We start from the raw sequence: 22,732 nt of genomic DNA, 5'->3' as shown, positions 1-22,732 counted from the left end.
GTGACCAGGGATGTATTCAATACACATCCCTGGTCACGGCCCCGGCAAAGGACCGCTTGCGCTCAGCCTATCTTGTACTTTGTCATCAAATCGAGGGCGATGATGAGGGCCACCCAAATCAGGGCCACGATGATGGTGAACCTGTTCAGGTTCTTCTCGGCAACCCCGGACGTGCCGGCGCTGGAGCCGAGGCCCCCTCCGAACATGTCGGACAGGCCCCCGCCCTTGCCACGATGCATCAGAATCAGCATGGTAAGCAGGATGCTGGCAATGACGACGATCACTTCAAGCACGATCTTGACGATGGTCACAGCTACCTCCGTTTGTGGACTGTCTGCAAGTATACAACACCCTTTGAACAGGGGTGAGGGCACGGCCGAATTCAGCCGGCAAAAGCGTACTTGGCGGTGAGACGGGCGATGCGGGAAAACTCCTCGGCATCCAGGGAGGCGCCTCCGACAAGGAACCCGTCGACATCGGGCTGGGCGATCATCTGAGCGGCGTTCTTCGAAGTCACCGACCCGCCATAGAGGATTCTGACCCTATCGGATGCGGCCTGCCCGAATCCCTCCCTGACATGGGCCCGGATGGCCTGGGCGGCATCCTGGGCGGTGTGGGGGGTCGCCACCATACCGGTCCCGATGGCCCAGACGGGCTCATATGCGACGATGAGATGATCCATGTCCTCCTTGGAGAGATCCCTGGTCACATCGTTGACCTGGCTGACGGCGAACTCCAGCTCTATGCCCTGACGGCGTTCTTCGAAGCTCTCCCCCACGCAGAGGATGGGCTGCATCCCCGCTGTCAGGACGGCCCGCACCTGGTCGACGATGTTGGCATCGTCCTCGGGATGGTATTTGCGGCGTTCCGAGTGCCCGACGATGACATAGCGGCATCCGAGCTGGGCCAGCATATCCGCCGATACATCGCCGGTGAAGGCCCCCTGGGAGGTCACCGAGACCGACTGGGCCCCGTAGCCGATGCGGAGGTTGTCCGCCTCCACCAGGACCTGCACGCTGCGAAGGGCGGTGAAGGCCGGCATGAGCGCAATCTGGCAGCGCTTGTAGTCGAACTTGGCGTCCCTGAGGAGCCAGGCCAGTTTCTGGACGAAATAGGTGGCCTCGAGATGGTCGAAATTCATCTTCCAGTTGCCAGCAACCAGGGGTATGCGCGCCATGCCTTGCCTTCCCGCGTCTTCACAGCCAAGATTCACCGGGCCGGCAGGCGGCATGTGCATCCATGCCGTCCGCCGGCCCGGCCGTCGATGCCCCGGTGGGGCGTCGACAGACTACTTCAGGACTTCGAGACCGGGCAGGGCCTTGCCCTCGAGGAACTCGAGCGAGGCGCCGCCACCTGTGGAGATGTGCGAGAAGCCGTCCTCGGGGAAGCCAAGGTTGCGCACGGCGGAAGCCGAGTCGCCGCCGCCGACGATGGTGAAGGCACCGGCCTTGGTGGCATCGACCAGACCCTGGGCGACGGCACGGGTGCCGTCGGCGAAGGCCGGGAATTCAAAGACGCCCATGGGGCCGTTCCAGACGACCGTCTTGGAGTCGACGATCTTGTCATGGAAGAGCTTCTGGGAGTCGGGGCCGATGTCGAGACCCATCTTGTCGGCGGGGATGGAATCGGCCGGCACGACCCGGTGAGGGGAATCTGCCTTGAACTCGTCCGCCACGACGATGTCGGTGGGCAGGACAAGCTCCACGCCCTTCTCCTTGGCCGTCTGGATGTAACCCTTGACCGTATCGACCTGATCCTCCTCGAGCAGGGAGGAGCCGACCTCGTAGCCCTCGGCCTTGAGGAAGGTGAAGACCATGCCGCCGCCGATGACAAGACGGTCGGCCTTGCTCAGCAGGTTCTCGATCACGCCCAGCTTGTCCGAGACCTTGGAACCACCCAGGACGACGGTGAAGGGACGCTCGGGGTTCTCGGTTGCCTTGGACAGGGCCTTGACCTCCTTCTCGACCAGGAGACCGGCCGCTGAGGGCAGGAACTTGGCCACGGAGTAGTTGGACCCCTGCGCACGGTGGACCACGCCGAAACCATCGGAGACGAAGACTTCGCCCAGGGCGGCGATCTTCTTGGCGTACTCGTCGCGCTCGGCCTCGTCCTTGCTCGTCTCTTCGGGGTTGAAGCGGACGTTCTGGAGGAGGATCACATCCCCGTCCTTCATGGCCTCCACCTTGGTCTGCGCATCCGGGCCATAGGTATCCGCCGCCAGGGGGACATCGACGCCGAGGAGCTGGCCCAGACGGATGGCCACGGGAGCCAGGCTGAGCTCGGGAACCACCTTGCCCTTGGGCCGGCCCAGGTGCGCCATCAGAATGACCTTGGCACCCTCCTGACGCAGGGTGTTGATGGTGGGCAGGGCCGCCTTGATCCGGCCGTCATCCGTTATGGTCGTGCCATCCAGCGGGACGTTGAAGTCCGCACGCACCAGTACGCGCTTGCCCTTGAGATCGCCCAGATCCTTCAGAGTCTTCATAGATTTCCTTTCATTGCCACAGATTGGGTTCCGGTCCGCCCGACAGGAGCCGGGCCAGGCCTCCCCCATGCCAATCCCATGATACTAAGGCAATACGACTGTGGGCGGTTGTCCGTCCGGAAGGGGGAGGCCTCTCCCCCGCCACCGGACGGACAACCGCCCACTCGGCCGGTCCCTGCCTGCCGGAGGAAGGCGAGAGCCCAACCTGGTGTGAACCGATCAGGCGGCGGCCTGATCCGCCAATTCCTCCCGCTGCTTTTCGACTTTGGCCGCCAGCTGGAGGAGGCGGCGGATACGACCTGCAATGGCATCCTTGGTGACCGGTGGATCGGCCAGGCGTCCCAGCTCTTCCAGGCTCGCATCCCTGTGGTCCAGGCGGAGCTGGCCGGCCGCCCTCAGATTCTCTGGGATGTCGTCCCCCAGGATGGCGAAGGCCTTGGTGACCTTTGCACTGGCCTCGACTGCGGCCTTGGCGCTGCGCCTCATGTTGGCGTCGTCGAAGTTGGCCAGGCGGTTGGCCTTCCCGCGGGATTCCCCGTCGCTGCGCTTGCCGGTCCATTCCCGGGCCGACTTCGGGGCGCCGATAAGGTTGAGCATGCGCTCTATGACATCGGGGTCACGCAGGGTGACCCTCTCGGAGCTGCGCACCTGGCGGGCCTTGGCCGTGATGCCCAGTCTGCGCGCGGCCCCCACCAGGGCCAGGGCCGCTTCGGAACCGGGGCAGACGATCTCCAGATAGCTGGCCTTGCCCGGGTCGGACAATTCGCCGTGGGCCAGGAAGGCCCCGCGCCAGGCCGCCTTGACCTGTGCGATGTTCCCACCGACGATATCCGCCGGCAGGCCCCTGACCGGGTGCTTGCGCCTGTCCAAGAGGCCGGTCTGCAGGGCAAGGGCACCGCCCGCCCTGAGCACCCGGACCGAGTACCTGGTCACATACCCGGCCGGGGTCTGCCTTTTCACCTCCATCAGATCCGAGTCATGGCCGTAGATGTTCTCTATGGTCGACTGCAGCCATTGGGCCGCCGGTCGCGAATCGAACTGGGCCTCGACCACGATGTGACGTTGAATGATGTGAAGACCGCCGCCGAAGCGGATCATGGCCGCAGCCTGGGCCTTCTTCGCTGCGGGGGCCTCGTTGTCTATAGCGGCCAGCTCGCTTTTGACGTCATCAAGTAGGGCCAAGAGCCGTCCTCCTACGATCATCGTGAACAAATATCGTCCGTCCGGGACAGCCTCCCGGACGGACCACCGGATTACTGTGATACCGAATCAGTTGGACAATTTCCTCCTCCGGCTTGGACCGCAGGCTGGTGGAGCGGGCAGGGGGGCCGCCATGGACTAATCCTGCGAACGAGCCAGTTCCCTGGCAGAGACGGTGACGGCAAGGCCCCGGGATCTCAGGCGGGATCCCAGTTCCTCACTCATGGCCACCGACCTGTGCTGGCCTCCGGTGCAGCCGATGGCGATGGTCACATAGTGCTTGTCCTCCCTGGCGTACCCTTCCACGGCCGTCAGGATGGCCTTGGTGTAGGCCTCGAGGAAGTCCTCGGCCCCCTTGCTCTTCATCACGTAGTCCCGGACGGCCTTGTCGTGGCCGTTCAGGTCACGCAGGGCGGGCACCCAGTAGGGGTTGGGCAGGAAGCGGACATCCGCCACGAAGTCGGCATCGATCGGGGTCCCGTACTTGAATCCGAAGCTGAAGATGTGGATGCCGACCGTGGCCGGCCCGCTTCCCAGTATGGACTCATAGAGGCGGGTGGAAAGCTGGTGGATGCTCAGGTGGGATGTGTCGATGACGACATCGGCATGGTTCTTCAGATGCTCCAGAAGCCGGCGCTCCTCCCTGATGCCGTCGATCAGCCGCCCCCTCCCCTGGAGGGGGTGCGGCCTTCTGGCAGACTCGTAACGGGTTACGAGGACCTGGTCGGAGGCGTCCAGGAAGAGTATGCGGCACTTGACACCCAGGTCATCCAGATGGCCCATGACGGCCGAAAGGTCGTCGAAGTAGGAGCGTGATCGGACATCGACCACGGCCGCCAGCCGTCGAAGGGTCCCCCCCGATGACGTCATCATGTCGACCAGGGGGACGAGGAGCTTGGGGGGCATGTTGTCGACCACATACCAGCCCATGTCCTCCATGCTGTCGGCGGCCCTGGTCCTTCCCGCACCGGACATGCCGGTGATCAGGAGGACCTCGAAACCCTCGAAGGGAGGGGGGTCCACCCCTTCCTCCTGCACACGGCGGCCGCCCGGCCCGGACCGGCCCGGAACAGTCTGCGGGCACTCACGATCAGGCCTCATCCAGGGCCTCCTTCACTGCTTGGTCCATGGCCTGCACGGGTATGTCCCCCAGCGGGCGGCCGGTCATCAGCGATACCTGTCGGATGGCCTGGTAGAGGAGCATGCGCTCCCCTCCCACCGCCCTTCCGCCGGTGACCCTTCGCCAGGCCTTGACCAGCTCCGAGGGGTGGGGGCCGTAAGCCACGTCGAGGAGGGCCGGATCGTGCGACCTGCCCAATCCCCCCGTGGAGGCGTTCCCGCAGAGATGTCCGGCCAGGCCGTCGGCGGCTCCCGGGGGAAGGGTGGAAATGGTCATGTCCACTCCCGCAAGCATCCTGGCCACGGCATCACCGGCCTTGATGTCCATCACCTGGACCAGGGCGAAACCGGCCCGACCGGCCATGTCCTTGATCCTTGCGGCATGGTCCACATGCCTCGCGACCACGGTCAACCTTCCCACCCCCAGAAGGGCCAGGGCGCAGACGGCCGATTCAGCCGTGCTCCCTGTCCCTATGACGGCTCCGGAGAGGTCGGAGGAGGGGGTGACCTGCTCGGAGCGCCCGACACGGCCGATAAGCGAGGAGGCCCCATCCGGGTGGACCAGGTCGCCTCCGGCCTCGCACAGGGCGCATACGATGCCCTCCACATCCGTGTTGTACAGGCAGACCGCGGGCCTGCCCGTCCCGGCCTGCCAGTTGAAGACGGCGGTGTTGGCCACCCCCAGACGGCGGGACCAGATGTCTCCCGCCCGGCCGAGATGCATGACTTCCTTCTTCAAGGGCATGGTCAGACTGAGACCCGCCCAGGAATGGTCCAAACCCCTGACGAAGGGGGCCAGGCCGCGGCCGCTGACCTCCTTGCGGGTGTAATCCCAACCGTCCAGGCCCATGGCCTCATAGGCGGCCCTATGGATGACCGGGGACAGGGAATGATTTACAGGGCTGCCGAGAACAGCACAGTGCCGGACAGTCATGCCCATTCATGCCTCCTCAAGGTGAATACAAGCAAGACCATCCTAGCGCAAGGGGGCTTCCGACAGGGTGGTGTGGAGGTCAGGAGGACCGGTCCCCGCCCTCCTCCCCCTCGTGCAGGTGGGCGTAGATGGCCTCCGCCTTGGAAGTGCCGATCCCGTCGACTTCCTCAAGCTCCTCCTTGGTGGCCTGGCGCATCTTGCGGACAGAACCGAAGTGGTTGAGCAGCTTCTTCTGATAGGCGGGTCCGATTCCCGGTATCTCGTCCAGGGCCGACCTCAAAGCACCCTTCCGTCTGGTCTGGCGGTGGTAGGTGATGGCGAAGCGGTGGGACTCGTCCCTGACCCGTTGCAGGAGGTACATCCCCTCCGACTGCCGTTTGAGGATGATGGGGTAGTCGTCATCCGGCACCCAGACCTCCTCCAGGCGTTTTGCCAGGCCGCACAGAGCCACGTCGTCGATGCCGCAGTCGGCCAGGGCCCGGGCGGCCGCCGTCACCTGGGGCTTGCCCCCGTCGACCACGATCAGGTTGGGCTTGTAGGCGAAGTGACGGGGGGAGGCATCCTGCTGGATAACGGCCTCATCCCCGGACAGGTCGTCCCTGCGATCCGAGTGTTGGGCCGTCGCCGTGCGGGTCTCGGCCTCCATGCTCTCCCCGCTGTCTCCGGCAATGTTGCCATGGCGGAAGCGGCGGGTCAGGGTCTCGTAGATGGCGCTGGTGTCGTCTACTGCACCGTTTCCGTCCTCCCCACGTATGGAGAAGCGGCGGTACTCGGATTTCTTGGGGATGGCGTCCTCGAAGACCACCATGGAGGCGACCTGGAACTGGCCCCCGACCGTGTTGGATATGTCGTAGCATTCGATGCGGAGGGGGGCTCGGTCCAGACCCAGGGCCTTGGCGACATCGTTCATGGCCTGCGTACGGGTGCCCATGTCGCTCATCCTGCTCATCTTGCTGCGCTGGAGGGCCTGGCCGGCATTGGCCTGGGCCCTGTCCATCAGACTCTTCTTCTCCCCGCGAGATGCCACCCTTATGGTCACGGAGGATCCCCTCAGGCCCTTCAGCCACTCCTCCAGGTCGCCTGCACGGGTCGGCATCACCGGGACGATGACCTCCGGAGGGACCGGGGAGATGGGGGCTAGGAGGTCGGCCCGTCCTGTGACCTCCTGCCTGGCCTGCCTGGTCCTGGTAGCCCTGGCCCTGTCCTCGGAATCCAGGGCGGTCACCTGCTGGGTGGAGCCAAGGGCGTCCCTGCGCTGGCTGATCGTGACGCCGGAGTCATCATCTTCGGCCGACTCGAAGGCCACCTCGTCGTCCGGGCTTGTCTTGCTCAGCTCACTGTCCGTTTCCGACATGAGGTCCGAGTAGACCTGGACGATCAGGTCCCCGATCAGGTCCTCGTCCGATACGTCTTCGACCCGCTCGACGCTCCAATTCCGTTCCCCCCTGATGGCCCCGGCCCGTACGAAGAAGGCGTGGACGCAGGCCTCCAACTCATCAGAGGCTATGCCGAAAACGTCCACATCGACGTTGGAGGCGAAGGCGACGGCGTTCTGTTCGATGACCGTATCCAGCATCTGGACCTGGTCTCGCAGGCGGGCAGCCCGTTCGAAGTCCAGATCGTCGCTGGCCTCTTTCATCTGCCGGGTCAGTTTGGCCCTGTATGTCCTGCCCAGGCGGCCGGTGACCACGCCGATCAACTCGGCGCACATCTTGCGGTGTTCCTTCTCGGATATCCTGCCCACACAGGGGGCCGAACACTTCCCGATGGAGGCCAGGAGGCAGGGCCTGCCCGACAGCTGTGCCTTGTGGAAGAACCCTGCGGTACAGGTCCTGACCGGGTATGTCTTCAGCAGGGCGTCCAGGGTGTGACGCATGTCCCAAACCTTGGCATAGGGGCCGAAGTAACGGGTGTCCTTCCGGCGGCGCACCCGGGTCATCCATACCCTTGGGAAGCGCTCCCCCACCGACACGGCCATATACGGGTAGGTCTTGTCATCCCTGAAGACCACATTGAACCGGGGGTCGAACTCCTTGATCCAGGTGTATTCGAGGGTGAGGGATTCCAACTCGGTGCCGACGACGGTCCACTCCAGGCTGCGGGCTGTAAGGACCATGGTCTGGGTGCGCGGATGGAGGTTGGCCAGGGGCTGGAAGTAGTTGCTCAACCTGTTGCGCAGGTTCTTGGCCTTGCCCACGTATATGACCCGCCCCTGCCCGTCGCGCCACTTGTAGACGCCAGGCTGGGCGGGGATGTCCGAGGTCTTGGGACGGAAACCGTCGCGGCTGTCGCCAAGGAGAGGGGCACCGTTGTGGTTGACGCCCGCCTCGGTCTGACCGCCCCCTCCCCCCTGGGCCTCGGTCTCGAGGGCCCGGGCCGTCTTCCTCCACACCTGGGGGGCGTGTCTGGCGAAGTCGCTGCGTGTCATGTCTTCTTGGGTTTCCTTCCGGTCCTGCCGGCCGACTTGGCCGACCTGCGCCTTCCGCCCTCAGGTTCGGGCTGCCGGAGCATGGGGGCAAGGAAGCGGCCCGTCCAGCTCTTGGGGTCGGCGGCCACCTGTTCAGGGGTTCCCTGGGCCACGACGGTTCCGCCGCCGTCTCCCCCCTCCGGTCCAAGGTCGATGATCCAGTCGGCGGTCTTTATCACATCCAGGTTGTGCTCGATGACGATGACCGTGTTTCCCTTGTCCACCAGGCCGTGGAGGACTTTGAGAAGCTTGCTCACATCCTCGAAGTGCAGGCCGGTGGTGGGCTCGTCCAGTATGTAGACGGTCCTTCCGTCGGACCGCCTCTGCAGTTCGGTGGCCAGTTTCACCCTCTGCGATTCCCCTCCCGAAAGGGTGGGGGCCGGTTGGCCCAGACGGATGTAACCCAGCCCCACGTCGACCAGGGTGTCCAGGTAACGGGAGATGGATGGGTAGGCCCGGAAGAAGTCGGCGGCCTCGTCGATGGGCATGTCCAGAACGTCGGAAACCGTCTTCCCCTTGTACTTGACCTCCAGGGTCTCCCTGTTGTAACGCTTGCCGTGGCAGGTCTCGCATTGCACATAGACGTCCGGCAGGAAGTTCATCTCGATCTTGATGGTCCCGTCCCCATGGCAGGCCTCGCAACGGCCGCCCTTCACGTTGAAGGAGAAGCGGCCGGGCCCGTAGCCGCGCACCTGGGCCTCCGGCGTCTTGGCGAAGAGTTGTCGGATCTTGTCCCAGACGCCCGTGTACGTGGCCGGATTGGAACGGGGGGTGCGGCCGATGGGGTTCTGGTCCACGTGAATCACCTTGCGCACCTGGTCCAGCCCCTCGACCCGGGTGTGCTTGCCGGGGACGATCCGGGCGTTGTTCAACCTGTCGGCCAGGACCGGGTAGAGGATGGAGTTGACCAGGGTCGACTTGCCCGAACCGGAGACCCCGGTGACCAGGGTCATGACACCCAGGGGGAAGGACACATTCAGGTTCTTCAGGTTGTTCTCCCTGGCGCCGACCACGGTCAGCTGCCTGGTCCTGTCCACCTTGCGGCGGCGGGCGGGGACCTCGATCCTCCTCCTGCCGGCCAGGTAGTCCCCTGTGACCGACCGGGGGGCCCTGACGAGGTCCTTGGACCGGCCGGAGTATACGACCTCCCCCCCGTGCTCGCCGGCGCCCGGTCCGATGTCGACAACCCAGTCGGCCTGTCGTATGGTGTCTTCGTCATGCTCGACCACGATAAGTGTGTTTCCCAGGTCCCGCAGGCGTTGCAGGGTCTTGATCAGGCGTTCGTTGTCCCTCTGGTGAAGACCGATGGAGGGCTCGTCCAGAACGTACATGACACCGACCAGGCCCGACCCGATCTGGGTGGCCAGACGGATGCGTTGGGCCTCTCCCCCGGACAGGGTTGCGGCCGCTCGCGACAGGGTCAGGTAGTTCAGGCCCACATCATCCAGGAAACGCAGGCGGGCCCGGATCTCCTTGAGGACCTCCCCGGCCACCTTGGCCATGGCACCTTCCATGTGGAGGCCTTCCACCCATTTCAGGCAGTCGGAGATGGCCATGTCGCAGACCTGAGCGATGGACAGTCCGCCCACGGTGACGGCCAGGACCTCTGGCTTCAGCCTCCTGCCGTGGCAGACCTGGCAGGGGACCTCACGCATGTAGGACTCGTAGTACTGCTTCATCGGTTCCGAGTCGGTCTCGTCGTGGCGACGCATCAACGTGCGGACAACGCCTTCGAAACCGGTGGTGTACTCCCGCAGGCGGCCCCACCGGTTGCGGTATGAGACGTCGACCTTGAAGTCGTGTCCGTACATGACCGCATGCCTGACCTCTTCGGGCAGGTCCTTCCAGGGGGTGGAGGTCGAGAAGCCCATCTCCTTGGACAGGCCGTCCAGGATGTGGCCGTAGAAGCGCTGTTGGGTCTTGGTCCCGCTCCAGGGCTCTATTGCTCCCTCCTTCAGGCTCTTGTCGGGGTCGGGGACCACCAGCTCGGGGTCTATCTCCAGACTGAAGCCCAGTCCGGTGCAGGCCGGGCAGGCCCCATAGGGGGCGTTGAAGGAAAAGGTGCGGGGTTCGATCTCATCCAGCTCCAACTCGTGACCGTTGGGGCAGGCCCGTTTTTCCGAGAAGGGCTGCCGGCGCCCCCTGTCCTTCTCGTCCAGGTCGACGAAATCCGCCACCACGGTCCCTCCGGACAGTCGCAGGGCGGTTTCCACGGAGTCGGTGAGCCTCTGACCGATGCCCTCACGCACGACCAGGCGGTCGACGACCACCTCGATGGTGTGCTTCTTCTGCTTGGCCAGCTTGATCTCCTCCGACAGCTGGTGCATCTGGCTGTCGATGATGGCCCGGGAGTAACCATCGGACCTCAGGAGTTCCAGGGTCTCAACGAACTCCCCCTTGCGTCCCTTGGCCACCGGCGCCAGGAGTTGGAAGCGGGTCCCCTCGGGCCTGCCCAGGAGGGTGTCGACGATCTGCTGGGGGGTCTGCGCCCTGACCTCCTCCCCGCAGATCGGGCAGTGGGGGATGCCGGTGCGGGCGAAGAGGAGGCGGAAGTAGTCATAGACTTCGGTGATGGTGCCCACCGTGGAACGGGGGTTGCGGTTGGTGGTCTTCTGGTCGATGGATACGGCCGGGCTCAACCCTTCGATGAAGTCCACATCCGGCTTGTCCATCTGGCCCAGGAACTGTCTGGCGTAGGCCGACAGTGATTCCACGTACCTGCGCTGCCCCTCGGCGAAGAGGGTGTCGAAGGCCAGGGAGGATTTTCCCGAACCCGACAGACCGGTGAAGACCACCATCCGGTTGCGCGGTATGGACAGGTTGATGTTCTTCAGGTTGTGGGCGCGAGCGCCCTGGACGACGATCTTGCGGTCGTTGGGCACCCCGGACAGGTCGGCCACCAGGGACCCCCCCGACTGGACCAGTCGCGGCTCCTCGATATCGGCTTCCCAGCTGTCCCTCTTATGTGTGGTCTTCTCTTGCACTTCTCCCCATCCGCTTCCCTAGCATGCAATGACTTGGACCAGAACATACTATCGCCCTGGACGAATAATTCGAACATACGTTCGATGGTGGCGTAGTCACCCGCCCCGGGCATCCTTCAGTCTCCCTGCCGCCTTGATCAGGAGCCGGAACCCCCTGCAGAGTTTCCGACGGGGCCAAAGACGGCAGACGGCAGGGGGGCCTGGGGCCGGCCCCTTCCGGAAGGCGGGCGGCCGCCCGGTCAGATCCGCCGCCGACATCCGTTCCTGAAGCAGGTGGCCTGGTGGTCGTTGATGACCCCGCAGGACTGCAGGAAGGAGTGGACGGTGACCGGCCCCGTGAACCGCATCCCCCTCTCCTTCATGTCCTGGCTGACGATCTGCGAAAACCGGTCATAAGGGGGCGTATCGGCATCGTCCCTGTAGCAGTGGTTGATGGTCTGGCCCCCGGTGAAGGACCAGCAGTACTCGTCGAAGCCCTCTCCTGGCATGTCTGAGACCAGGAGACGGGCGTTGTCTATCACGGCCTCGATCTTCCGCCTGTTGCGGATGATCCCCTCATCGTGCATCAGCCTGTCGACCTCTTGCGGTCCGAAGGCGGCCACCGCCGTCATGTCGAAACCTGCGAAGGCGGCGCGGAAGGCCGGTCGTCTATGCAGGATGAGACTCCAGCTGAGCCCGCATTGGAATATCTCCAGGCAGAGCATTTCGAAGAGGGGGACGGAGCCGTGCTTCGGCGTTCCCCATTCCTCATCGTGGTAGGCCCTCATCAGGGGGTCGGTGCCTTCTGCCCAGTCACACCTGACAAGCCCGACCTGCGAATCCGGCTCTGAATCCATGGCTCCCCTCCGAGTGTCTGCAGACAAGCCTAGCACCGCCGGAAGGGCCGGAGAATGCCTGTCGGGGTGGGCAATGCGGGGACCTGCCGACACTGTGCAATCCATCGAGTCAAGGGGAGGCGCACATACAGTGGTAGGTGAGCACCGGTCGTGACCGGACCCGTCTGCATGACGGCCCGCGTCCAGACCTGGGAGCGGTCCGACGAGGGAGGCAGGTTTCATCATGAGCACGGAAGAAGACAGGGACGACCTGGGAATGGGGGCAGGTGGCCGCGACCAGGCATCCGGCCAGGACCGGGCGCGGACGGCTGACAATCCCAGGACCCTATGGTCCGATGGGTCCGATGACCCCGACGGTGGGGGGCAGGTCAGGTCCTCCCAGGTCCGGGAAGAGAATGCGCAGGAGGAGGACCAGCTGTCGGCGGACAGCGGCGCCGGTTCATCACAGGGGGCGGAGACCGCCCCCTCCCCCTCACATATGGGGGGGTCCGGCTCGACGGATGCCACGGCCGCGCCAAGGGCGATGCCAGGGTCCGACCGTTCAGATGGGGCCACCCCCGAAGGGTCCGAAAGGGGCCAGGGGACGAATGACGAAGACGATGGCGGGGGCCGGGGCTGGAAGGTGGCCGAGGACATCCTCCTGTGGGCGGCCTGGCTGGTCATGGTGGGCTTCAACGCCTACGCCGAGGCTTTCAGATTCAACGGGACCACCACCAAGGCCGTGGCCGCCAAGGCCAGGGTCTGGCTCATGCCCGCAGGCTATACCTTCGCCATATGGGGGGTCATATACATAGCCCTGGCCGTCTGGCTGGTCAGGTTCTGCCTGGGAGGCCCCAGCCGCAAGCGCCTGTGGGTCCTGCCCTTCACCCTGAGCGGGATCGTCTTCGTGGCCACCTGCTGCCTGAACGTGGCCTGGCTGGCCCTCTGGCACCTGGACAAGCCCCTGCCCGCCCTGGTGGTCATACTCATCCTGACCTGCATGGTCTGGCTTCTTTACTCCCTGGTCCGGCGTGACGCCACCAAGGCGGGGACCCCCACGGCCGCCAGGCTGCTCGATTGGGTCCCCCTTTCCCTCTACGCCAGCTGGCTGTCCGTGGCCAGCCTTGTCAACGCCGCCTATCTTCTGGTCCGCACGGGTTCCAACGTTTCGGATGTCCTCCAGGGGTTCGCCACCATCATCGTGGTCGGCCTCCTCTTCGTGGTCTCCTTCCTCATGTTCCAGAAGCTGCGCGACTGGGTCTTCGGCCTGGTCATGGCCTGGTCCGCCATCGGGATCGGAATCCAGGTCTTCGCCATATTCCCGCCCATGGGCGTGATCGTCGTGGCGGTGGCAGCCATCGGGACGGCCATCACCTTCTTCCCCTGGAACAGGTTCACGTTGACCAGACGCTGAGGGCCCTGCCCGTTTTGGACCCCGCCGGGGCTTTTCCGCCGACGGGGAGGCCGGCCGCACGCGGTACCTCCCCCCTTGCTACCATGGGTTCCTGGGCTGACGCCGCCGGCCCGTCGCACGACTGACTGAGGTCGTGATTCCATGGAAGAAAGAGGGGTCGGGCTCGGCATGGCTATCGAGGCACGTGGACTGGAGATTCGTATAGGGGCGCGCCTTCTGCTGAAGGCCACGGACTTCCACGTGGCAAAGGGTGACAGAATCGGCCTTGTAGGCCGCAACGGGGCTGGCAAGACCACCCTGACCCGCGTGATCACCGGCGACATGCTCCCTTCCGACGGGTCGGTCCGGGTGACCGGCCGCCTGGGTTACCTCCCCCAGTCCACCCACGCCGGCGATCCCACCCAGAGCGCCCTGGACAGGGTGATGAGCGCCCGTGACATCGCCACCACCATCACCCGCATGCGCAAGGCCGAGCATGACATGACCGACCCTGACCCCAAGGTCATGGAGAAGGCCATGAAGCGTTATGACAAGGCCCAGCAGGATTTCGAAAACGCCGGTGGGTACGCCGCCCAGAGCGAGGCGATCATCATGGGCGAGAGCCTGGGACTGAGCCAGGACACCCTCCGGCAGGAGCTGGGCACCCTCTCCGGCGGTCAGCGGCGCAGGATCGAGCTGGCCCGCATCCTCTACTCCGAGGCAGACACGTTGATCCTGGACGAGCCCACCAACCACCTTGATGCCGATTCCATCGAGTGGCTCAAGGACTACCTGCGCAAGTTCGAGGGCGGTTTCCTCGTCATCTCCCACTCCACCGAACTCCTGGACGAGACCGTGAACAAGGTGTGGCATCTGGACGCGCAGACGGCCACCATCGACATGTACTCCATGGGGTGGAAGGCCTACCTCCGGCAGCGGGTGGTCGACGAGGAGAGACGGCGGCGGGAACGGGAGGTGGCCGAGAAGAAGGCCGAACGTCTGATGAAGCAGGGCATCCGCCTGCATGCCAAGGCCACCAAGGCCGTCGCCGCCCAGAACATGATGCGCAGGGCCGAGAGGCTGTTGGCGGGCACCCAGGAGGCGGAGAGGGCCGAGAAGGTGGCCGATCTGCGCTTCCCGGACCCGGCCCCCTGCGGCCGCACCCCCATCATGGCCGAGGACCTGTCCAAGGCATACGGGTCCAACATCGTCTTCGCCGGCATCAACCTGGCCATCGACAAGGGGTCCAGGGTGGTCATCCTGGGTTACAACGGGGCGGGGAAAACCACGACCCTCCGCCTCCTGGACGGGTTGGAAAAGCCGGACACGGGCCGGGTCATCCTGGGCCATGGGGCGAAGATCGGCTACTTCGCCCAGGAGCACGACACGTTGGACGAGAGCCTGACCGTCCTGGAGAACCTTCGCCATGTGGCCCCCGACCTGGACGACACCCAGGCCAGGACCATCCTCGGCTCCTTCCTCTTCTCGGGGGACGATGCCATGAAGCCGACCAACGTGCTCTCGGGCGGTGAAAAGACCCGCCTGGCCCTGGCGACCCTGGTCACCAGCCGAGCCAACGTCCTCCTCCTGGACGAACCCACGAACAACCTGGACCCGGCCAGCCGGGAGGAGATCCTCAAGGCGATCTCGAAGTACGAGGGCGCCATCGTCCTGGTCACCCATGATGAGGGTGCCGTCAAGGCCCTCGACCCCGAACGGGTCCTCCTCATGCCCGACGGGGACGAGGACCTGTGGAACGACGACTACCTGGACCTGGTGGCCGAAGAGTGAGAGAGGGGCCGGCCTTCCCTGGTCCTCTCAGTCATCGCCGTCCAGGACCTCCACGGCCTGGACGCCATCCGTCTGACCGATGACCTCCATCAGGTCGGACACCTCGCCCTTGCCCAGGAGGGCCACCGATACGTCGGCCCCGTGCCAGTCGTCCCGGCTGACCTCCCGGGTGCTCAGGACCCGGGCCTCGAAGCCCAGGCGCCCGGCCAGGAGGAGGGATTGCCGCAGGGACCCGTGCCCGTCCTTGTAGAGGATCCTGAGGACCGTGTGCTGCCGGTTGCGCAGGACCCACTTGACGATGGGAGAGATGATGAGGACCGAGACGAAATAGAGCGCCACGGCAAGTATGGCAAGGGTGAACAGGCCCGCCCCGCAGGCCACTCCCACAGCGGAGGCCACCCAGATGGCCGAGGCTGTGGTCAGCCCCCTGACCGAATCGTGGTTGAAGAAGATGACCCCGGCCCCGATGAAGCCGATGCCGGAAGCCACGCCGGCCGCAATCCTGGATGCGTCCCAGCTGAAGTTGCCCACTGCGGATTGGATGCCGTATATGGAGACCATGGTGAAGAGGCAGCTGCCCAGACCCACGAGGATGTGGGTGCGGATGCCCGCATCGTGCTTGAGATACTCACGTTCAAAACCGATCAGGCCGCACAGGATCACGGTCAGCACGACGGACATCACCTGGACCTGGCTGGGCATCTGGAACCCCTGCATGGCAGACCACCTCCATCGGCGGGCGGAAAAGGACCTTCCCTGCCCTGAACATTGTGGAACGATATAACGTCCTTCTGACAAGCCGTCGCCTCCCCCGCCCCGGACCGGCAGGACCGGCCCTGCCTGCAGCCCCGGGAGCCGCAGTCCGGTACCGTTTGGGGATAGAGTGGAGTGGAGTGGAGAGTCGAGTCCGGGTTACCCGAGGAAGGGACGTGAACCCATGGAGCGGTCCAGGGATGAAGAAGAGGCGTTCGACGCCATCACCAGTTGCTGTTACACCTCGGAGGTGGTCAGGTCACTGGAGAGGCCCTTCCTGGAGGAGGGGGTCCCCCTGATGCGGATGGCGGCGGATGCCGTCTCGGCCATCGCCAGGAGCATGTTGGCCCGGGAGGGTATGGACCAGTCCCAGGCGGGCGTGGTCCTCCTGGCCGGTGGCGGTGACAACGGCGGCGATGGACTCTATGCCTGCGCCGACCTGGCCGCCAGGGGGTACGACGTGACCTGTGTGGCCACCGGCCGTGGCCTGCATGAGGGGGGCGCCCAGGCCTTTCAGGATGCCGGCGGGGTCATCATCAGCATCGACACGGCCAGCAACATCCCCTCCAGTCCGGCCCCGGCGGATGTGCAGGAGGCGCGCGAGCGCTTCGCCCAGGCCGTGGATCTGGCACAGGGGGCCGACCTGGTGATCGATGCCATGACGGGAATCGGACTGAAGGGGTCCCTGGAGGGCATTCCCTCGGCCATCGCGGCTGCCCTGGGCCAGGAGGGTGGGGTACCGGAAAGCCCGGCCATGCAGGATGGCGAAGACCGCCGCCTGCCCATGGTCCTGGCAGTGGACACCCCTTCCGGTGTGGGCGTGGATGACGGCAGCCTGCCCGGCCCTTACATCCCTGCCGACGTCACCGTGACCATGGGGGCACTCAAACCCTGCCTGACCCTCCCCCCAGCCGCCTACGCGTGCGGGACCCTGGTACTCGTCGACTTCGGCTTCGACACCCGGGCCGTCGCCCCCCTGGCCCGGAGCATGACGGCGACCGCCTGTGCAGCCTGCATCAGGCGCCCACGCATAGACGACACCAAGTACAGCCGTACGGTGGTGGGCCTGGTCACCGGGTCTGACCGTTATCGTGGGGCAGCCCTCCTCTCCTCCACCGCGGCGGCCAAGGCCAACGTTGGGATGATCCGTTACACGGGACCGGACCGGGCCGGTGACCTGGTCCTGGCCTCCGTGCCCGAAGCGGTTCTCGGGTCCGGCAGGGTGGAATCCTGGGTCCTCGGTTCAGGGGTCCCCACCTCACAGGCCCTGGCTGTTCAGGGGAAGGGCGAGGCCGGCTCCGGATCCGGTTCCGAGGAGGCCCAACGCAGGACCATAGGGGAGATCCTCTCCCGTGAGGGGGATGAGGAGGGCACTGAAGGATCCGGAATCCCCCTGGTCGTGGATGCCGGGGCCCTTGATCTCCTGCCCGACAGGGTCCGCCCCCAGGTCGTCCTGACCCCTCACGCCGGAGAGCTGGCCTCCCTGCTCACCGCGCGGGGGGAGAGCGTCACGGCCGATGAGGTCACGGAGGAACCTCTTCACTGGGCCTCGAGGGCATGGGAACTGACCGGTGCCACGGTCCTGCTGAAGGGGGCCATCACCCTGGTCGTGGGAGACGACGGCACCGGCCAGCGCCAGGTCATCACAAGCGGATCGGGGCCGTCATGGCTGTCGACGGCCGGTTCGGGCGACGTCCTCTCCGGGACCGTGGGCGCCCTCCTGGCCCAGAATGCGGACCGACTGGCCGATGAGCCGACCGACGCGGTCGAGGTGACGGCGGGGGCGGCCTACCTGCATGGGCTGGCTGGCGTCATGGCCTCCGGCGGAGCTCCGGGCGGCTGGTGTCCACCTCTCGTCCTGACCCGGCCGTCGAAGGACCCCCTCCTGGAGTCCCCGCTGCGCGTGGGCCAGGAGGACGGGGACGGTTGGTGGCAGGCAGGGGGAAGGCCCATTCTGGCCACCCAGGTGGCGGACCGCCTGCCCGACGCCATCGGCGCCCTTCTCGACGCCCCCTGTCCCTATGCGGCCCCCAGACCCCTCTCCGACCTGGAGGACGGCCCCTTCCCCGCCGAGAGCGACGAGAGCGACGGGATTGAGGATGAGGAGGGTCCCGGGGAGGTGGACCCACTGGACATGGACCTGTGAGGTAGCGTGGGGGGTAGACGGATCTGATCGAGAAGGAGCGGATCGTGCATGCGGAATTGATCATCATGCGGCATGGGGAGAGCACCTGGACCAGGAAGGAGGTCAACAGGTTCGCTGGCTGGGTGGATGTCCCGCTGACTGAGCGGGGGCGCGACCAGGCCCGGAAGGCAGGCGGGCTCATCGCCGGGGCAGGCCTTTCCCCCGACCTGGTCTTCACCTCCCTCCTCAAGCGGTCCATCGTCACGGCCGACCTGGTCCTGGACGTCCTCGACAGGTCCTGGATTCCCGTCCAAAGGACCTGGCGGCTCAACGAACGTCATTACGGGGCCTTCCAGGGGCAGACCAGACCCGCCATGCTGGCCCGGTACGGCCAGGACCTCTTCTCCACCTACCGGCGGTCTTTCGATGTCCGCCCACCTCAGATCGACACCGATTCCCCTTACTTCCAGGGGGCCGACCCCCGGTACGCACCCGAGATGGATGACGGTCTGGGCGGGCCGGATCCGGCCGCAGTGAGGTCAGAGTGCCTCAAGGACGTCCAGGCCCGTCTCGAGCCTTACTGGCGCTCACGTCTGATCCCCGCCCTGGCCGAAGGCAGGACGGTCCTGGTCGTCACCCATGGCTCCGTTGTTCGATCCCTGGTCAAGGGCCTGGAGGGCATCAGCGACCAGGACATCAGGTCCATCAACGTCCCCACCGGCATCCCCCTGGTCTATGACTGCACCTGGCAGGCGGGGAGCTTCTCCACAGCGGGCCCGGGGCGTTATCTGGATCCTGAGGCCGCCCGGAAGGGCATGGAGGAGGTGGCCTCCCTGGGCCGGCCGGGGTCCGCCGGGGTATAGATTTGAACCATGACCCTCCTGCAACTGCGTTATATCGTCAAGATCGTGGAGTGCGGCTCCATGAACGAGGCCTCCCATGAACTCTACGTATCCCAGCCGGCCCTGAGCGCCTCGGTCAAGGAGTTGGAGGGGGAACTGGGCATCGAGATCTTCACCCGCCACGCCCAGGGAATCTCCCTGACGGCCGACGGGGCCGAGTTCCTCACCTATGCCCGCCAGATACTTGACCAGACCGACCTCCTGGAGGAGCGCTACAGGCAGACCAAGCCCAGGCGCCAGCTCTGCCGGGTCTCCACCCAGCACTACATGTTCGCCGTCGAAGCCTTCGTCGAGATGATCCACTCGATCGAAGCCGAGGAGTATGAGTTCACCATCCGGGAGACCAGAACCCGCGACATCATCGACCAGGTGGCCAGGCTCCAATCGGAAATCGGCATCATCTACCAGTCGGGATTCAACCGGAAGGTCATATCCAAGCTCCTCAGGGGAAGACACCTGGAATTCCACCCCCTCTTCAAGGCCGACCTGCACGTCTTCCTTTCCAGGAACAACCCCCTGGCCGGCAGGGAGCGGGTGACCATGGAAGACCTGGAACCCTACCCCTTCCTCCAGTACGAACAGGGGGAGGAAGGTTCCTTCTACTACGCGGAGGAGGCCGTCTGGCCCGAGTATCCGCCCAAGCAGATCACCGTGACCGACCGGGCCACCATGCTCAACTTCATCGTCGGCCTGAACGCATACACGGTCTGCACCGGAATCGACAACGAGGACCTGAACAGTGAGAAGATCGTCACAGTCCCCCTGGTTTCGGACGAGTCCATGTTGGTGGGGTGGATAGTCAACGGGAGGACGAAGATGTCACGCGCGGCCCAGCTCTATCTCGGCAAGCTCCGCGAGGTCATCGCTGGGCATGGGTACGCCCTGGTCGAAGAGGAGGGGGCGGTCAGCTGATGGGCAGGGCCTTCCCCTTGGACCCGATGGAGGGGAGGACGGAGGGATCGCCGACCTTGTCCTTGGCCATCCCCAAGGACCTGAGGAGGGAGTCCGTGACGGCCCCGTCCCCTCCCTTGACGGCGGACAGGTCCCAGAAGCGGCCGTTTACCAGGAAGGTGGGGGTGCTGACCTCCCCCTTGGTGTCCTCTATGTCCTTGCGGGTGATGGTGTAGTCGTTCACGGCCTTGGCCCACTCCACATACTCCCCCCGGGCGGCCTGTGCGGCCAGGGTCTCATCGACCCCGGCCTTGACCATCCTGTCGGCCAGCATCTTGGCTGGGACAGGTGTGTAGTGCTCTTCCGGCGGCTGGAAGTCCCGGCCGAAGAAGGACTCGACCACGGGCATGACATGGGAGGGATCCTTGTCGGCCAGGGTGGCCACCGCGCTGGCGGCCCTGCTGGAGTACTCATCGGTTGAGAGCCTGTCGAGGAAGTCCAGTATGTGGAGGCTGACCCTGATCTGGCCGGCGTTCAGCATCCTGGTCAGGGTGGGGTCGACGGCCCGGCTGACCTCACCGCAGAAGGGGCACATGAAATCCAGATAGACATCGACAGTGGGGATGTCGGCGTCGACGGCCTTCTTGGAGACCAGGGTGATGCCTCCCTGCCCGTCCGCAGAGGGGGGCTGCCTTCCGACCGACTTGAGTTTGCGGTACTTCTCCTGGTCACCGGTCACCCTGCTGACATCCGCCTTGACCGTCTGCACGTCCGCCCCGGGTTCCTGCGGCTTCTTTACGAGGAAGGCGGCCAGGCAGACCAGGGCCACGGCCACCAGGAGGGCCAGGACACCGATCAGGGCCTGCCGGCGACGGGCGCCCCCGATCTTCTTCCCGTCCTCCGGCTGGGGTCCGCCCTGTCCGGCCTGCGTCCGCCGGTCCACCGCCTCTTGCCTGTCCATGGTCATCCTGATGCCCCTCCCCGACTCGCCGCTCGGGCCGCCCGGCCTGCGCGCAGTGAATGATCTGCCTGCCTCATGCCTCCGGAACATCCTTCCCGAAGGGCGACATCCGGCAATGGGACCACCTTACCCGGCTGCCGGGAAAACCTGTCCGGCGACCTCCCTCGGCATCCCAGGGCGGGGTCAGGCCCCGTACCGGGCCAGGTATTCGCGGGCCCTCCTGTCAACCTCCGGGTCAAGGAGGGGGGTGCCGTCCTCCCGCCTCATGGAGCGGGCCGCCTGGAAGATCTGCTTGACGTTGACGATGCTGATCACGGGGAAACCGAACTCCTTCATGACGGACTGGACGGCGGAGCCCTCCCCCTCCCCGGTCCTTTCCATGCGGTCCACGGAGAGGACCAGACCGACGACGGTCACGTCGGCCTCCGCCTTGAGTTTTGGAATGACCTGGCGGACGGCGGTGCCCGCCGTCATCACGTCATCGACCAGGAGGACCTTCATCCCGTCCCTGAGCTGGGTGCCCACGAACATGCCCGCATCGCCGTGGTCCTTGACCTCCTTGCGGTCGAAGGTGTAGCCGACGTTCATCCCGTGGGCCCCGCCAAGGGCTATGGCTGTCGAGACGGCCAGGGGGATGCCCTTGTAGGCGGGTCCGAAGACCGTATCCACGTCCCGGGGGATGATGCCCTCCCCTACGGCCTGCAGGATGGCGCGGGCGTAGAACTCGCCCAGGAGGGCTATCCGCCTGCCGTCGTTGAAGGACCCCGCGTTGATGAAGTAGGGCGAGCGCCTGCCAGATTTGAGGGTGAAGTCTCCGAAATTCAAGGCGCCGCACTCCAAGAGGAAGCGGGTGAACCTTCCCTGCAGGCCTTCCGGCCCGTCCTCTTGTCCCTCTCGGTCCTCACGGGTTTCACCTGTCACCATGTCTGTCCTTTCATCAGTTTCCCGGCAAGTCCGGGCCGCTCGTCCAGCAGGTCATCCAACTCCCTGGCCACCCGGAGGGGTGCCACGGGGTCGACCAGGGCGGCGGCACCCACCTCCACGGCATTGGCTCCGGCGTAGAGGAACTCCAAGGCCTTGGCCCCGCTGTCTATCCCCCCGATCCCGATGATGGGTATCTGCGGGAGGGCCTGGCGGACCCGCCAGACGAAGCCCAGGGCGATCGGGAAGACGCAGGGGCCCGACACCCCGCCTGTCTTCTGCGCAAGGATGGGCCGGCCAGTCTTGATGTCGATCCTCATTCCGACCAGGGTGTTGATCAGGCTGAGGGCATCCGCCCCACCGTCGACGGCGGCCCTGGCAACGGCCACGATGTCTGTGACGTTGGGGGTCAGCTTGACCACCATGGGCTTGTCGCTCAGGCCCCTCAGCCGCAGGATCAGCCTGTTCAGGGCCTGGGGGTCGCTCCCCACCGACATGCCACCGTGGGAGACGTTGGGGCAGGAGACGTTGATTTCAAGCATGTCTGCCGGTGAATCTGCCAGTTTCTCCACCACCTCGGCGTAGTCGTCGTCACTGTGTCCGGCCACGTTGGTGACCACGGTGGCGCCGAGGGCCTTGAGCCGTGGCAGTTCGTCCGTTAGGTAGGCGTCCACGCCCGGGTTCTGCAGGCCGACCGAGTTGATCATCCCGGCCGGGCACTCGGCAGTGCGGGGGGTGGGGTTGCCCTCCCAGGGGATGGGCGAGACCCCCTTTGTGCTGATGGCCCCCATCTGGGAGACGTCGTAGAAGTCCTTGCAGGCATCCAGGTTGAAGGTCCCGGAGGCCGTTCCCACCGGATTCTTCCAGGCAACCCCTGCGACCACCGTCCCATGCCGCCATCCATGTCCGGACCCGGTCCGGTTCCCCCCGGCCGCCAACTGTTCCTCCATGGTCCCTTCCGTCTGTGCGCCTTGCGCCATTTCCGCCTCCA

General features: G+C 65.4%; 18 protein-coding genes. 5 read left to right on the top strand and 13 right to left on the bottom strand.

Annotated elements, in window-relative coordinates; translation table 11 throughout:
- Positions 1–62: 62 nt before the first annotated feature.
- The 9 genes from secG to V6584_RS04040 all read right to left on the bottom strand — a co-directional run bounded on the left by secG (position 63) and on the right by V6584_RS04040 (position 12,025).
- Complete coding sequence (gene secG / locus V6584_RS04080; protein WP_340469180.1) at positions 63–311, bottom strand: preprotein translocase subunit SecG; 249 nt, start codon at positions 309–311, stop codon at positions 63–65.
- Between the two features lie 71 nt (positions 312–382).
- The gene (gene tpiA, locus V6584_RS04075) at positions 383–1,177 is read right to left on the bottom strand and encodes a triose-phosphate isomerase (protein ID WP_340469179.1); all 795 of its coding nucleotides are present in this window, start codon (positions 1,175–1,177) and stop codon (positions 383–385) included.
- Positions 1,178–1,288: 111 nt separating this feature from the next.
- Positions 1,289–2,485, bottom strand: a complete 1,197-nt coding sequence (locus tag V6584_RS04070) for a phosphoglycerate kinase (protein ID WP_340469178.1) — start codon at positions 2,483–2,485, stop codon at positions 1,289–1,291.
- Between the two features lie 219 nt (positions 2,486–2,704).
- Positions 2,705–3,667, bottom strand: coding sequence for a DNA-binding protein WhiA (gene whiA / locus V6584_RS04065; protein ID WP_340469177.1), 963 nt, complete (start codon positions 3,665–3,667; stop codon positions 2,705–2,707).
- A gap of 156 nt (positions 3,668–3,823) precedes the next feature.
- Entirely contained in the window at positions 3,824–4,786 is a 963-nt protein-coding gene (gene rapZ, locus V6584_RS04060) for an RNase adapter RapZ (protein WP_340469176.1), read from the bottom strand.
- Positions 4,776–5,744, bottom strand: coding sequence for a shikimate dehydrogenase family protein (locus V6584_RS04055; RefSeq protein ID WP_340486212.1), 969 nt, complete (start codon positions 5,742–5,744; stop codon positions 4,776–4,778). Before V6584_RS04055 ends, rapZ begins: the two co-directional genes overlap by 11 nt.
- 73 nt (positions 5,745–5,817) lie before the next feature.
- Positions 5,818–8,166: an excinuclease ABC subunit UvrC gene (gene uvrC / locus V6584_RS04050; protein WP_340469174.1), complete on the bottom strand. Its 2,349-nt coding sequence runs from the start codon at positions 8,164–8,166 to the stop codon at positions 5,818–5,820.
- Positions 8,163–11,144 (bottom strand): excinuclease ABC subunit UvrA, encoded by a 2,982-nt coding sequence (uvrA, locus tag V6584_RS04045; RefSeq protein WP_404802629.1) that lies wholly within the window; start codon positions 11,142–11,144, stop codon positions 8,163–8,165. Before uvrA ends, uvrC begins: the two co-directional genes overlap by 4 nt.
- Before the next feature lie 284 nt (positions 11,145–11,428).
- Positions 11,429–12,025, bottom strand: a complete 597-nt coding sequence (locus V6584_RS04040; protein WP_340469172.1) for a DNA-3-methyladenine glycosylase I — start codon at positions 12,023–12,025, stop codon at positions 11,429–11,431.
- A 223-nt stretch (positions 12,026–12,248) separates the two neighbouring features.
- Between V6584_RS04040 and V6584_RS04035 the strand changes: the two genes are divergently transcribed.
- Positions 12,249–13,418: a TspO/MBR family protein gene (locus tag V6584_RS04035; RefSeq protein ID WP_340469171.1), complete on the top strand. Its 1,170-nt coding sequence runs from the start codon at positions 12,249–12,251 to the stop codon at positions 13,416–13,418.
- 168 nt (positions 13,419–13,586) lie between these two features.
- Positions 13,587–15,188, top strand: a complete 1,602-nt coding sequence (locus tag V6584_RS04030; RefSeq protein ID WP_340469169.1) for an ABC-F family ATP-binding cassette domain-containing protein — start codon at positions 13,587–13,589, stop codon at positions 15,186–15,188.
- Between the two features lie 27 nt (positions 15,189–15,215).
- Here V6584_RS04030 and V6584_RS04025 read toward each other — a convergent pair whose 3' ends face one another.
- Complete coding sequence (locus V6584_RS04025) at positions 15,216–15,905, bottom strand: MgtC/SapB family protein (protein WP_340469168.1); 690 nt, start codon at positions 15,903–15,905, stop codon at positions 15,216–15,218.
- A 220-nt stretch (positions 15,906–16,125) separates the two neighbouring features.
- Here V6584_RS04025 and V6584_RS04020 point away from each other — a divergent pair, with 220 nt between their 5' ends.
- The 3 genes from V6584_RS04020 to V6584_RS04010 are packed head-to-tail and all read left to right on the top strand — an operon-like array spanning position 16,126 to position 19,880.
- Positions 16,126–18,087, top strand: a complete 1,962-nt coding sequence (locus tag V6584_RS04020; protein WP_340469167.1) for a bifunctional ADP-dependent NAD(P)H-hydrate dehydratase/NAD(P)H-hydrate epimerase — start codon at positions 16,126–16,128, stop codon at positions 18,085–18,087.
- 44 nt (positions 18,088–18,131) lie between these two features.
- Complete coding sequence (locus tag V6584_RS04015) at positions 18,132–18,929, top strand: 2,3-bisphosphoglycerate-dependent phosphoglycerate mutase (protein WP_340469166.1); 798 nt, start codon at positions 18,132–18,134, stop codon at positions 18,927–18,929.
- 9 nt (positions 18,930–18,938) lie between these two features.
- Positions 18,939–19,880 carry a LysR family transcriptional regulator gene (locus V6584_RS04010; protein WP_340469165.1) on the top strand — a complete coding sequence of 314 codons (942 nt, stop codon included), beginning with the start codon at positions 18,939–18,941 and terminating at the stop codon, positions 19,878–19,880.
- Here the strand turns inward: V6584_RS04010 and V6584_RS04005 are convergent.
- From V6584_RS04005 to V6584_RS03995, 3 genes are all read right to left on the bottom strand, one after another.
- Entirely contained in the window at positions 19,873–20,820 is a 948-nt protein-coding gene (locus V6584_RS04005) for a DsbA family protein (RefSeq protein ID WP_340469164.1), read from the bottom strand. The two genes, V6584_RS04010 and V6584_RS04005, sit on opposite strands and share 8 nt — an antisense overlap.
- A 183-nt stretch (positions 20,821–21,003) precedes the next feature.
- Positions 21,004–21,744, bottom strand: coding sequence for an orotate phosphoribosyltransferase (gene pyrE, locus V6584_RS04000; RefSeq protein ID WP_340469163.1), 741 nt, complete (start codon positions 21,742–21,744; stop codon positions 21,004–21,006).
- Positions 21,738–22,691: a dihydroorotate dehydrogenase gene (locus V6584_RS03995; RefSeq protein ID WP_340469731.1), complete on the bottom strand. Its 954-nt coding sequence runs from the start codon at positions 22,689–22,691 to the stop codon at positions 21,738–21,740. The genes pyrE and V6584_RS03995 overlap by 7 nt, the downstream gene beginning before the upstream one ends.
- Positions 22,692–22,732 lie beyond the last annotated feature (41 nt).

The sequence above is a fragment of the Bifidobacterium favimelis genome, assembly GCF_037963085.1.
GTDB classification, from domain to species: domain Bacteria; phylum Actinomycetota; class Actinomycetes; order Actinomycetales; family Bifidobacteriaceae; genus Bombiscardovia; species Bombiscardovia favimelis.
This window is presented reverse-complemented; position numbering and strand designations above follow the sequence as displayed.